The organism is Sporomusa sp. KB1 (genome assembly GCF_007830295.1).
In the GTDB taxonomy this organism is placed as follows: Bacteria; Bacillota; Negativicutes; order Sporomusales; family Sporomusaceae; genus Sporomusa.
Genome location: NZ_VLKC01000002.1, coordinates 3,506,194 through 3,519,635 on the forward strand (window position 1 = coordinate 3,506,194; position 13,442 = coordinate 3,519,635).

Consider the following 13,442-nt stretch of genomic DNA (forward strand, 5'->3'; position numbering starts at 1 on the left):
TGAGAAATGCGCATATAGTAAGCACCATATACATAAAACTCCTGCCGGTTTTCGGCAGGGGTTTTTAAAATTGTAATAAGGTAAGACTATTGGTGGAGGTGATAAAAATGCCTGTACCCAAAACAGGGCCTGATAAATTTGGCATTGAGCATGAAGTCAGGAATGAAAAAGGGAATAAGGAACTATCTGATGAAGAGGTACGTAAAAAAGCAAAGCATTTTGGGAATAAGGATTAATGTGCTTGAATAAAATAACCCGTTGCCGGCGACACGCCCGGATGGCGCTAGTGCCGATTGCCCCATGGATGGCAAGCAATTCGGCCGTCCTAAAAGACTTGGCACAAGCCAAGTCTTTTCTTATCGCAATACTATCTAACTCTTGGTTATTTTTCTGTTTGCATGATCGATAAAACTGTAGTACAATTTTAATTGTTAACCATATAATTTGCGAATAGTTAACTATAAGCTCATTGTAAACTATAATATTTAAAATAGTTAACATTGAGCGGGGAGGAGTAGCATGAAATGGATGTAGCTATGGCAGAAGATTTGGGGTTGCGGCCCTTAGCGGCAAAAGATGCAAAGTAGAGTTAGTTGGGTAGCTGAAGTTGGTATGTTGGCCGCTCTTATAACAATAACTAGCACCTTCAAGCTGCCAGGACTGTTGCCGGGAACAGAATTTCAATTGTCAGCGCCATTGGCCACAGCTATCTGTGTGGTGTTTGGGTTTGGCAAATATATTACGGCAGGTGTGCTGTCCAGTGTAGTGGGCTTAATGCTTGGTACTCAGTCATTGTTAAATGTGTTTATTGCCATGGTATTTCGTGTCACTGTCGGCATGCTGGTGGTGCTATTAGGACGCTCCTGGCCGGTAATTGTTCTGGCTGGTCCGATAGGTTCGGCTATTGGCAGACTGGTATTGGGTGGGATGATTGGTAAAGCGGTAATTCCACTTTTGTTGGCCGCTCTTCCAGGGATGATTTATACAGCTTTATTGACTTGTCCCGTAACAGCTTTGCTGCAACGGGTAAAAGAACAAAGGGAGAAGGTAATGCGTCATGTTGTACAGCGTTAGAATGCGGGCAGCCCAAGGTGATGCGCATGAGAAGGGCGGCAGGCATATCTCGGGTGCCGAGCGGCTGGTAAGTCAGGACCGACTGCCAGCTGTAGCGGCAGCTATGCTCAGACGCGCTTTGTTTCATAGTCGGGGAACGGCTGATTTTATCAATCTTACTGTCGAAACAGTACTAAATGAAAACATACAAACAGTAAGCTGCCTGCCAATTGCAACTGTTGCTGTTCCTAGTGTAGCTGCAGGCCGGGCGGCGGCACAGGTTGAACTGATTAAGGCCGGTGTTGCACCGGCAGCTGTGGCTGCGGGGATAAAAGCCTTAGCAGGATTAAAAGGAAGTCTGAGGGGCGCTATGTTAGTTGATGCTCAAACTGGTGTCAGACTTGATGATAACGATGAACGGGGAATTCGTGTGTCGCGGATGGATATTGCTGATGAGCAGGCCTATTTGTGTTGGCTGAACCATCAGGGGCACAGCAATATTCATATTCAGGAGGCAGTAGTGCTGGCTTCTAAGGTTATGTCGGCACCCGGGGTAGCCGCCGAGTTATGTTGGTCTGATGACCCTGAATATGTAACAGGCTATGTATCCACACCAATGCTGTACACCCGTTTCACGCAGTTGAAGCCTTATGGCAGTCCTATTGGCGGCCGGATTTTTTTCATAAAGGAAAACACTGACTTGGAGCAACTGGCAGATTATTTGCAATATCAGCCTGTACTGATTAGCGTCCCTGCAGAGGAGGTCAGTGCTGATGCAATTTTTGACTGATTTCTTAGAACAGGCAAAAGCGGGCAATTTGTATCGTAAAACGGTAACCTACAATCCTATTAGTCCGACTTGTGTACAAATGGATGGTCAACGTTACCTAATGCTGGCTTCTAATAACTACCTGGGTTTGACACATGACCCGGCAGTACAGCAGGCTGCTATTGATGGGATACGATTGTATGGTACAGGGGCAGGTGGAGCCAGGCTAACTACCGGAACGTATCTGCTTGTTGATCAACTGGAGCAGGAACTAGCCCGGTTCAAAGAAGCCGAAGCGGCTCTGGTATTTAATACCGGCTATATGGCTAATCTGGGTGTTCTTAGTTCCTTGGCCGAACCCAGGGATGTTATTTTCAGCGATGAATTCAATCATGCCAGTATCATTGATGGCTGTCGTCTCTCCCGGGCGCAGATCGCTGTATATCGGCATGCTGATGTGGAGCATTTACAAAGTTTACTAAAAAATACAGTATGCCAGGGTAAGCGACTGATAGTCACTGATGGTGTATTTAGCATGGATGGTGATCTAGCCCCCCTGGGGGAAATTACTCGCTTGGGCGAGCTATATGATGCGATTATTGTTGTTGACGATGCTCATTCTACGGGTGTGATTGGGCCAGGTGGTAAAGGGACGGCTGCGCATTTTGGTGTAAGTGATAAAGTGCAGGTGCAGATTGGCACACTGAGTAAAGCGCTTGGGGCAGAAGGTGGTTTTGTCGCTGGGTCAAAGGAGTTAATTGATTACATAAAAAATAAGGCGCGCAGTTTTATATTTTCAACAGCCTTGGCGCCGGCAACTATTGCTGCGGCGTTGGCGGCACTTCGCCAGTTGGTGGCCAGACCAGAAATGGTGACAAGGTTAACTGATAATACTCAATATGTAAGAAGGCTGTTACAGGCAGCCAAGCAGCCTGTAGTTGACGGTGTGACGCCAATAATACCGATTATGGTGGGGGCGGAGGAAGCTGCTGTTAGGCTGGCTTCCGAGCTTAAGAAGCAGGGCATTATCATTACTGCTATCAGGCCACCGACAGTGCCTGCAGGCACAAGTCGACTACGACTGACTGTTAGTGCAGCGCATGAGCGGGATGAATTGGCTTGGGCTGTGGACATAATTACTGCTGCAATTAGTCAGCCTGGAATGAGGGTGAGGTAACAGAATGCAAAAAGGGTTATTTATTACGGCAACAGACACAGATGTTGGCAAGACGTTGATTAGTGGAGCTATTGCCGCCGCACTCAAGGCAAGGGGTATAAACGTTGGCGTGGTAAAGCCAGTAGCCTCCGGCGGCGTAAGGAATATAAACGCGAAGCTGGTATCTGAAGACGCCAGCTTTTTAATGGCAGCAGCTGGGCTTGGTGAAGAATGGCGGCAGGAGGTTAATCCTGTTTGTCTGGCTCCGGCACTGACGCCGGCAGTAGCAGCGACTGTGAGTGGTGTGACGATAAACCGGGCAAAGCTAATCGCTATTTGCCGGAGTATGCTGGCCCAAGCGGAGCTAACGCTGGTTGAAGGGGTGGGTGGTATTGCAGCACCTATTTGGGAAGATTATCTTGTTGCCGACATGGTGCTGGAGCTTAAGCTGCCGGCAATCCTTGTTGCCAGGGCTAATCTGGGGACAATTAATCATACTGTCCTTACTGCCTCATATGCCCGGCAGCAGGGCATCAAGTTAGGCGGAATTATTATCAACCGCTGGGATGAAGACCAGGTTACTGTGTTGGAACGCAGTAATCTGGCTTACATCGAACGGCTCACCGGCTTGCCGGTGCTAGGCAGGTTTCCCACGGTTGCGGCAGTTGCTGCAGATTCGGCATCAATGGCCCGACTGGGGCAAGTAGCAGAGCAGCATGTGGCTATTGACGAAGTAGTTAGTCTGATGCAAGGAGGAACAAGTTATGGAGAAACCGGAACAAAAAGATAAGCAGTATGTCTGGCATCCTTTTACTCAGATGCAGGAATGGGTAGCAAGACCGCAAAAGGTTATTGCCGCTGCTGCAGGCATTAAGCTTATTGACACTGATGGCAACGAATTTTATGATGGTGTATCGTCGTTATGGGTCAATCTTCATGGTCACCGCAAGGCTGCAATTGACCAGGCGATTATCGACCAGCTTGGCAAAGTAGCGCATACGACAATGCTGGGCTTAGCCAACATTCCGGCTGCCGAACTGGCTAAGCAACTTGTCGATATAGCTCCTGCCGGTCTAAGTAAGGTCTTTTATTCAGATGATGGTTCAACAGCGGTTGAGGTTGCTCTAAAAATGGCTTTTCAATATTGGCAGCAGCAGGGTAAACCGGGTAAACAAAGATTTATCGCCATAGAGCAGGCCTATCATGGGGACACAGTAGGGGCAGTAAGTGTTGGCGGGATTGATTTATTTCACCGGATATTCAAACCATTGCTGTTTACGCCGACACACATCCCAACTCCATCCTGTTATCACTGCCAACTGGCGACAGATCCGGTGACTTGCAAAATGCAGTGTGCCACCAGGTTGGAACAGGTACTGGCTGAGCACCACGAGGAGATTGCCGGCTTGATTATTGAACCGCTGGTGCAGGCGGCAGCAGGCATGCTAATGTCACCGCCTGGCTATTTGGCTAAAATAAGGGAGATTTCCCGGAAATACAACGTACTGTTCATAGCTGACGAAGTGGCCACAGGCTTTGGTAGAACGGGAAAAATGTTTGCCTGTGAGCATGAAGGCGTAACTCCTGATCTGATGATACTTTCCAAAGGAATAACCGGCGGCTATATGCCGCTGGCAGCGACATTGACCACTGATGAAATATATAATGCTTTCTTAGGTGATTATAGTGATAAAAAAACCTTTTACCATGGTCACTCCTACACTGGTAACCCGCTGGCCTGTGCGGCAGCCTTGGCTAATTTAAAAATATTCCGGGAAGAAAAGGTATTGGAAGGGCTTGTTCCCAAGATAGCGGTTACTGCAGCCAAGCTACAAAAAATAGCCAGTCTTGACCATGTGGGTGATGTCCGCCAACGTGGTTTGATTATCGGTATTGAATTGATGCGAGACAAAAATAGCAAGGTTTCGTATTCTTGGGAACAAGCCGTTGGTGCTAGCGTGTGTCTGCAGGCCCGCAGGCACGGACTACTTATTCGTCCGATTGGTGATGTGGTGGTCTTCATGCCGCCGCTGGCTAGCTCTGCTGATGAACTTGAACAGATGCTGACAATTATTGAATCCTCAATCAGAGAGATTACGGAAGTAGACATTGCCAATTATAGCAGTATTCAGCCGACTGATTTATAAAATGACGATTGCCAATATAACAAAAACAGCGCTGTTAGCGAAGTAGTGCTGTTTTTGTTATAAATAAGGCCGCTCAAGATTACTTAACGTGTCCTTGTTTTTTGTTCTTGTTTAGAAAATTCCGTCATGATATAATCAGTAGTATAGTCAAATGAGAGTATTATGTAACTTAATTTATAGTTAGCAATGCTCAAAGGGGAAAAGCATATGTCTGACAATTATAGTATAGCTAGATATCTTATTTCTCAGCTTCGTCCGGGTTTGCAACTTGGAGAAACAGTATTATCTCCTGATGGAAAAGTGTTGCTGTATGCTGGTACAATACTAACAGAAAAGCATATCGAAAAACTTAGTTACTATAATTGTGAGGGAGTTCGCGTTCGGGAATTGCAATCAGGTGTTGGAATGGGTTTCGATTCTAATCAACAACGGAAGCGGGGTAACGCTGAACCGGAAGAACTTATTGTTAGTCACGAATATTACGAAGCGGATATGGCTGCAACTGTATCAGAACAGGAAACGGAGTTCGCAGGTATATATGGCAATGTGGTGAAAGATTTAAAAAGATGTTTTACAATTGTTCGCCTGGAAAAGCATTTGGATTGTGAATTGCTGCAATCTATCGTCGATGCTTTACTTACCCTTTCTGAGCGGGGGATTGGCGCTACCGCTTTGCTACATACTGCAACTCGCTCCGAAGATTATTTATTTCATCATTCTGTTAACGTTGGTATTTTAGCAAATATTATTGGAAATTTAAGTGGGGCCTTTAAGCCAAGTCAACAGAGAAACCTAATTTTAGCCGGCATTCTGCACGATATTGGCAAGCTAGAGATACCTGTACACGTTTTATATAAGAAGGGGAGTTTAGATGAAGACGAACTGCATATGGTTCGTCAGCATCCAGCTATTGCCTTTAAGTTTTTCCGCCGCTTCAAAGAGATTCCGGAAAGTGTTCGTTTGGGGGTTCTCCAGCATCATGAACGCGACGATGGCTCAGGTTATCCGCTGCAAACCGCTGGCGCTAAGAATCACCCGATTGCCAAAGTACTTGGTATAGCTGATGTTTATGATGCAATGACCTCCAAAAAGGTGTATGGTGAAGAAGTATCGCCATTTGCAGCATTAGATACCATCCAGGCAGACTCTTTTTCAGGCAAATTTTCACCTAAATACTCTACACCCTTTCTTCATGAGTTGTGCCAAACACTGATTGGACGGTATGTGACATTAAATGACGGCAGTACCGGCCAGCTTGTGTTTTGGAATCGCAGCGGGAAAGAAACGTGTCTAATTAGGTTTTCTGATGGCCAGGTAATTGATATTATGAATCAGAATAAACTGAAGGTCATTAAGTTGGTTTGCTGAGTATGATAGCAACAGCGCGAAGAAATTTGTTAGGAGAACGCATCTAAATAAATTTCTCCGATTGGTTGTACTACTGCTTGCGCGGCTGTACAATCAGCGACCAATTGCAGTAGCTTATCTTCGTCGCCCTTACGAGCCAGAGCGATGATTTTGACAATGTCGCTAAACTCTTTGCCCTCAATGGGAAAATTCTTGAGCCGCAATTGGTTTTCTACTGTTCCTAATAAATGATAATTAATTTCGATTACTAAGCGGATATGGAGCTGTTTTTCCACAATAATAGCTGCATTAAGACTATCAACAGTTGCCTTGGTGTAGGCGCGAATGAGACCGCCAGTCCCCAGTTTGATGCCGCCAAAGTAACGGGTGACTACAATAACTGCGTTTTTGACAGCTGACTTATTAATAACTTCTAATATTGGCCTGCCAGCTGTTCCACTAGGTTCACCATCATCATCGGCCTTTTGAGATTGACCATGCTGACCGATGACGTAAGCTGAGCAATTGTGGTTGGCCTCTTTATGGCGTTTTTTTATATCTTGAATAAAGGTCAGGGCCGCTTCTTCCGTTTCAGCAGGGCTGGCATAGCCGAGGAATAGAGATTTGTTAATTTCTAATTTGATTTCACCGGTTTGCTTTATTGTGCGATAGGCAGGTAGCATAAGAACACCTCGTACTTTCCTTGGCTGGGATTACTCTATAAATTACTATAAAGGAACAGCAGAATTTTGGCAATCAGAGATAAACAGGATAAAAAAGCGAAAGCACTATTTGTATATATTGAGGACAAATAGTGCTTTCGCTTTAGTTGAGTTCGTTGCTGTCGCTAAAATCTATGATTCGTGCCATGTCCGCAGGCAAGGGGGCAGCAACAGTCACTGACTGTTTATTTCCTAAATGCTCGAAGGTTACCGAAGTGGCATGTAAGGCTTGCCTGGATATAAGGGGGGAGCGTAATCCATACATTTTATCGCCAAGGATGGGGTACCCAAGATGCGCTAAATGTACTCGTATTTGGTGGGTTCGGCCAGTATCCAGCGTAAGCTTGAGCAGTGATGTATCCGTAAAACTGCGGATAGTCTGGTAATGGGTAACCGCTGTCTCGCCTTGCAGGCTTATAGAACGCCGGTTAGGTAAACTTGGGTGTGGGCCGATGGGGGCATCAATGGTTCCGGAAGGCGGTTCAACAAGGCCTTTGGCTAATGCCCAATAAGCGCGCGTTAGTGTTCTGGTTTTCAATTGCTGTTCTAATAAGGATTGGCTGCGAGCATCTTTAGCGAAGATTACACAGCCCGATGTTTCCCTGTCCAGACGGTGGACAGCGCGCACCGTGCTTACTATGCCTTGCACAGCTAAATGATGAGCTAAATGGTTGGCTAAGGTGCCAGTTGTTGTTTGGCCTGTGGGATGGACAAGCTGGTAGGGCGGTTTATTTAAGACAAGCAAATAAGCATCTTCATAAAGAATTTCAATAGTACCTGGTTCAGGTTGAACTCCGTAAGACGCATCTTCCAAAACCAGGACACGCAAACTATCATTTACTTTGAGCGGTTTTTGCAGAAAAACAGGTTTGCCATTCAAAAAGATACCTTTTTTGCGAGTCAGCTTTTGGATTGTTCGTCCAGATTGATGGAGGATTTGTTTCAAATAGTTTTCAACAGTTAGCCCAGCCTGTTCAGAAGAAATTTTATGGGTCTGAAAAGATTTCAAAAGGCAGCCTTCTTTCCTGATTGGTCTTACTTTATGAATTTAATATAAATGAAAAATACCAATTTGGCAAATTTTGCGAGAGAAAGCGGTTTCGATTATAGATTATAATAAGAAAATAACTATTTCTAAAGAGGAAGGAAGAAATTATGACATTAGCGGCGCAATTGCTGGAGTGGTATTACCAAAATGCCAGGGAATTGCCTTGGCGTGCAGATAAAGATGCTTATAAGATCTGGGTTTCGGAAATTATGCTGCAGCAAACAAGGGTTGAAGCGGTAAAAAACTATTATAAGCGGTGGATAGAACGGTTTCCCACACCTGCAGTTTTGGCGGAAGCCTCAGAGCAAGAGGTGCTCAACTATTGGCAGGGGCTAGGCTATTATAGCCGGGCACGTAACTTGTTAGCCGGTGTTAGGGAAGTATGTGCAGCCTATGGAGGAAGAGTACCAGACGACCAAGCAGCGATACAAAGTTTGCCGGGAGTGGGTGAATATACGGCAGGTGCGATTGCTAGTATTGCGTATAATCGCCCGGCTCCGGCCATCGACGGTAATGTCCTAAGAATTTTCAGCCGTCTATTTTGTTTGGCTGGTGACATTACCAAGCAGGCAACCAAACGGGAGGTTGAGCGCCTGGTACTTACGCACATGCCTACTCAACATCCCGGCGACTTTAATCAGGCGTTAATGGATTTAGGCGCCTTAGTGTGTATTCCCCGGAGGCCGCGGTGTGAAATCTGCCCGTTGACCAATCTGTGCGAAGCTTATATGCGGGAAGTGCAAGATACGTTACCAGTACGGCCTGCAAAAAAGGTTCCGGAACTGATCAGGCTAGCGGCCGGGTTAATAGTGAAGGAAGGCAGCTATTTGGTACAGCAGCGACCAGCAACAGGAATGTTGGCGAGGATGTGGGAATTTCCTACCGTGGAATTGGCCGATGGCGAAGATGCTGTTGAACGTTTGCAGGCCGGGTTATTACAGGAGTTCAGGCAGGATGTTCGTGTCGGAAAAAGCGTATTTCATTATATTCATACTTTTAGTCATCGCAAATGGGATATTTCTTTTTATCAGTGTGAGTGGCTAGCCGGTGATAAGTTACCAACGACAGCTTGCTGGCTGAGTTCATCAGAAGTAACGAGTGTGCCCTGGGCGGGGCCGCATCATAAGGTTGCTCTGGCCTGCAAAAATACTCCCAACCTGTGAGGTTGGGAGTATTTTTGTAGAGGAAGTAGGTTGCCCCCAAATGGTGCAGTTATCGCTATGGCAACATCCAATGTAATACGGTTGACTGGAGATAAGTTAGAATGCCTATAAGAATAATCATGGCAATACTACTGGGCAGCGCAAAACGAAAGATGGTTGATTCTTGCCCTACCAAGCCAGTAGCAGCAGTAGCAACCGAAATACTTTGCGGAGAAATCATCTTACCGCAAACACCGCCAGATGAGTTGGAAGCTACAGTAAGGTTAGGGTCAATACCAATCTGCTGGGCTGCTGTCTTCTGCATTGAGCCGAATAAAGCATTGGCAGAGGTGTCTGAACCGGTAAGAAGCACTCCCAGCCAGCCAAGAAATGGTGCAAAGAATGGGTAAGCCGAGCCGGTGGCAGTAAATGCCAGACCTAATGTTGAACTCATGCCGGAGTAGTTCATAATATAGGCTAAACCAAGAATCATGGCAATGGTAAAAATTGGGTAAATGAGCATTTTAATTGTTTTGAAGAAACAGGAGGTTGCGCGTCCAGGGCCATAGTTAGGGATGATAAACAGTGACAAGATACCGGAAAGGAAGATAGCAGTTCCGGCTGCAGACAGGAAGTTGATAGCATAACTGGCTGCGTACGGAGTATTTTTAGCTACAACTGGAGCCGTTTTAATAACAAGATTGTGCAAGCCAGGCCAAGCAAAGGATGTCAAACCTAAGGATTTTTCCCAACCTACCAGAATGTTCTTAAAGCCGAAAAATTTATCATCAGCCCACATGAAGACCAAGATAGCTAACAAAATGTAAGGACCCCAAGCGCGTAAAACTTCCATGATCGAGTACTGTAATTGAACTTTTCCGTCAGCGGAGGGTATTTCGTCAGGGAAATGCCAGACTTTAGATGGTTTCCATATCTTGAGGAAAATCAGCAGGCCAATGATCGTGACAGCGGCAGAGGTTATATCTGGCAAGTAGACGCTGATATAGTTTGAAGTAAAAAACTGGGTACCGGCAAAACAGATACCTGCTACCAGGACTGCCGGTAATACTTCCATAGCCCGTTTCCAGCCGCACATCAACACAACTACCCACAAGGGAACAATAAAAGAGAGGAAAGGTAGTTGTCGACCAATAATTTTGCTCAGGGTCATTGGTTCAATGCCGGAAACTTGTCCAAGTACGACTACTGGGATACCGATGGCACCAAAGGCAACTGGAGCGGTATTAGCAACAAGACATATACCGGCTGCATATACCGGGTTAAAGCCGAGACCTACTAACATGGCAGCCGTGATGGCCACCGGAGTACCGAAACCGGCTGTACCTTCAATAAACGAGCCGAAAGCAAAGGCAATAAAGAGTGCTTGCAACCGGCGGTCATCGGTGATTGAAGCAAGCGAATTCTTGATGATTTCAAATTCGCCGGACTCAACCGTCATATTGTAGACCCAGATGGCAGTTATAACAATCCATATTATTGGAAAAATACCCACCAAGGCACCATTAAGAGTAGCACTGAGTGCTAGGGCTGCCGGCATTTTAAAGACAAAAATAGCCGTTAAAATTGCTGAAAGTAGACCAAAAAAAGCGGCATTATGACCTTTTGAACGCTTGATACCTAGCATGTATAGTAAGATGAATAGGGGGATAGCGGCGATAAGTGCCGAGAGACCGATGTTTCCCAACGGATTATAATCTTGAATCCATGTCATGTACATACACCCCTTTAAATTATTTTGCGGATTAAAAATAGTGAGCTTCCACCGTAAATTGTAAACAGATCCCCCTTTCAAGTTATGATTTACCAATCAACTGTTTCCAGATAGTCCTGGAGGCTTGGAATGTTGCCCGAATTTGCTACCTTTTGATAGTAGCGGCTAGTATATCAGCAATATGTTTTACCGTAATTTCCGGTGCTTGTTTGTCAAGACCACCTTTGAGCTGCATCATACAGGCCGGACAGCCAACGGCAATAATTTGCGCGCCACACTGCCTGGCATTTTGAATTTTTTGCTTTAAAAGCGGTACCGACAGTTCCGGGTATTTCATACCAAAGGCACCAGCCATGCCACAACATTTATCACAGTCTTTCATTTCTATCAGTTCATACCCAGGTGCATTTTCCAGGAGTTTGCGGGGTTCAGTGTAAATGTTTAGCACTCGTTTCATATGACAGGAGTCGTGCATTGTGACTTTGATTCCGCCGACTGACTTTTTGTTGAGCCGGCCAGCTTTTTCGTACTGTTTAGCTACGAAATGGGAAAACTCATGTACTTTGTGACTGAATATCTTAGCACGTGCCGCCCAATCAGGATCATCAGAGAATATTTCAGCATAAGTGACATGAAGGGTTTCGGTGCAACTTGGGCAAGCAGCAATAATATAATCAACATCAGCCTTTTCGAAAGCCTCAATATTCTGTTTAGCAATTTTCTTTGTGGTCGCAATGTCGCCTGTGCCGATGATTGGTTTACCACAACAGCTTTGGTTTTTTGGAAAAACAACCTGGATGTTGAGGTCTTGAAGAACTTTATACACAGATTCACCGGTTTCAGGAAAGACAAAGTCCAGATTACAACCACTGAAAAAGGCGGCCTTTTTTACCGGATTAGCTAATTTCTTGGTGATTTTCGGCACACGGTCACGCAGTGGTGTGTCAGCAATGGCCGGAAGGCTGCGGTCTTTAGTAAGTCCTGCCAGGAATAACGGCAGGTGTCTGATTAAATCGCCAGACTGGAATGGCTTTTGGCTAAGTGACGCAACCCGCAGCAAAGAATGAAAGACTTTGCGGTTGGAAATAATATTGTCAAAAACAGCTCGAACCGTGAACGGTAAGCCGTGTTCTTTGACCGAACGAACCCGTAGTTCTTCAATCAGACCAGGAATATCGATCTTGCCGGGGCAGATTGTCGTACATTTACGACAGCCGATGCATAGTTCATTAATTGCTTCGAAATCCCCCATACTATTAAGAAAAGCAGTGAGAATAGCGCCAATACCGCCTGAGTAAATATGGCCGTATACATGACCGCCGACTAGCAGGTAAACAGGGCAAACATTTAGGCAAGATGCACAGCGAACACATTGATAAATTTGCTTGAATTTTTCGTCTTTTGCTGCTTTTAGACGTCCATTATCCAGTAGAATGATATGAAGTTCTTTATCGTCTTCTATCCAGTGCCCGTCTTTTTTGATTAAAGTAGGGACTTGACCGGATATCATGCTCACATAGCTGGTAAGGCATTGGCCAGTGGCATTACGCGGAAGGGTGCGCAGAATTGGAGTCGCGTCTTTAATACTCGGGATGAGTTTCTCATAACCTATAATCACGACATGGATACGGGGAAGAGTTGTAACAAGACGGGCATTACCTTCGTTAGTCACCAAGCCAATAGCTCCATTTTCCGCAATCCCAAAATTAGCACCAGTAATCCCCATATCTGCTTGTAAAAACTCTTCTCGAAGGTTTTTTCTTGCAGTTTGTACCATCAACGGAATGTCTGGCTGAATTTCCTGGTTCAATTCTTGTGAGAAATACTCAGCAATTTGCTGCCGGTTAAGATGAATGGCCGGCATAACCATATGCGATGGTTTTTGTCCTGCTAATGCTATAATCCATTCACCCAGATCAGTTTCTTTGACCCGGAAACCAGCTGCTTCTAACGCTTGGTTAAGGTGGATTTCTTCTGATGCCATAGATTTAGATTTGACAATCCGCTTTACGTTTTTTTCCTTACAGAGGGTTAGCAGATAGTTTTTCACTTCATCGCCGTTTGCAGCGCGAAAAACCTTAGTTCCTCTGCGTAAGGCTTCGGCCTCGAATTGATCAGCAATGGATTCAATCTGAGCGACGGTGCTTAGTTTCATTTGTTTTAGCGACTCGCGTAAGGCATCAATGTCAGCAACGTTTTCATACGCTTTGGCGCGAGATTGCGGATACGCGTCGGCAAAACGCCTTAGTGCTTCTCGCAATACATCATCATTTAATTTTTGCTCAATTTCTTGTTTGATATTGCGTTTTTTTTCTTCCAATCCAGA

General features: G+C 45.4%; 12 protein-coding genes. 8 read left to right on the forward strand and 4 right to left on the reverse strand.

Going from position 1 to position 13,442, the window contains the following annotated elements:
- Positions 1–107 precede the first annotated feature (107 nt).
- From SALPA_RS31615 to SALPA_RS19935, 7 genes are all read left to right on the forward strand, one after another.
- Positions 108–236, forward strand: coding sequence for a hypothetical protein (locus SALPA_RS31615; RefSeq protein WP_255451278.1), 129 nt, complete (start codon positions 108–110; stop codon positions 234–236).
- A gap of 340 nt (positions 237–576) precedes the next feature.
- Positions 577–1,074: a hypothetical protein gene (locus tag SALPA_RS19910; RefSeq protein WP_186451149.1), complete on the forward strand. Its 498-nt coding sequence runs from the start codon at positions 577–579 to the stop codon at positions 1,072–1,074.
- On the forward strand, positions 1,058–1,843 hold the full coding sequence (locus SALPA_RS19915; RefSeq protein WP_145097983.1) for a 6-carboxyhexanoate--CoA ligase: 786 nt from the start codon (positions 1,058–1,060) through the stop codon (positions 1,841–1,843). Before SALPA_RS19910 ends, SALPA_RS19915 begins: the two co-directional genes overlap by 17 nt.
- Positions 1,827–2,999 (forward strand): 8-amino-7-oxononanoate synthase, encoded by a 1,173-nt coding sequence (bioF, locus tag SALPA_RS19920; protein WP_145097986.1) that lies wholly within the window; start codon positions 1,827–1,829, stop codon positions 2,997–2,999. The genes SALPA_RS19915 and bioF overlap by 17 nt, the downstream gene beginning before the upstream one ends.
- Before the next feature lie 4 nt (positions 3,000–3,003).
- On the forward strand, positions 3,004–3,768 hold the full coding sequence (bioD, locus tag SALPA_RS19925; protein ID WP_145097988.1) for a dethiobiotin synthase: 765 nt from the start codon (positions 3,004–3,006) through the stop codon (positions 3,766–3,768).
- Positions 3,743–5,125, forward strand: coding sequence for an adenosylmethionine--8-amino-7-oxononanoate transaminase (gene bioA, locus SALPA_RS19930; protein ID WP_145097991.1), 1,383 nt, complete (start codon positions 3,743–3,745; stop codon positions 5,123–5,125). Before bioD ends, bioA begins: the two co-directional genes overlap by 26 nt.
- A gap of 207 nt (positions 5,126–5,332) precedes the next feature.
- Positions 5,333–6,493 carry an HD-GYP domain-containing protein gene (locus SALPA_RS19935; RefSeq protein WP_186451150.1) on the forward strand — a complete coding sequence of 387 codons (1,161 nt, stop codon included), beginning with the start codon at positions 5,333–5,335 and terminating at the stop codon, positions 6,491–6,493.
- Positions 6,494–6,522: 29 nt separating this feature from the next.
- Here SALPA_RS19935 and SALPA_RS19940 read toward each other — a convergent pair whose 3' ends face one another.
- Entirely contained in the window at positions 6,523–7,155 is a 633-nt protein-coding gene (locus SALPA_RS19940) for a YigZ family protein (RefSeq protein ID WP_145097996.1), read from the reverse strand.
- Positions 7,156–7,297: 142 nt separating this feature from the next.
- The gene (locus SALPA_RS19945; protein WP_145097999.1) at positions 7,298–8,203 is read right to left on the reverse strand and encodes an RluA family pseudouridine synthase; all 906 of its coding nucleotides are present in this window, start codon (positions 8,201–8,203) and stop codon (positions 7,298–7,300) included.
- A gap of 146 nt (positions 8,204–8,349) precedes the next feature.
- Between SALPA_RS19945 and mutY the strand changes: the two genes are divergently transcribed.
- Positions 8,350–9,405: an A/G-specific adenine glycosylase gene (gene mutY / locus SALPA_RS19950; protein ID WP_145098002.1), complete on the forward strand. Its 1,056-nt coding sequence runs from the start codon at positions 8,350–8,352 to the stop codon at positions 9,403–9,405.
- A gap of 55 nt (positions 9,406–9,460) precedes the next feature.
- On the opposite strand, the gene SALPA_RS19955 is transcribed toward mutY, so the two are convergent.
- Positions 9,461–11,116, reverse strand: a complete 1,656-nt coding sequence (locus tag SALPA_RS19955) for an L-lactate permease (RefSeq protein WP_145098005.1) — start codon at positions 11,114–11,116, stop codon at positions 9,461–9,463.
- Between the two features lie 145 nt (positions 11,117–11,261).
- Positions 11,262–13,436 carry an L-lactate dehydrogenase (quinone) large subunit LdhH gene (gene ldhH, locus SALPA_RS19960; protein ID WP_255451279.1) on the reverse strand — a complete coding sequence of 725 codons (2,175 nt, stop codon included), beginning with the start codon at positions 13,434–13,436 and terminating at the stop codon, positions 11,262–11,264.
- Positions 13,437–13,442 lie beyond the last annotated feature (6 nt).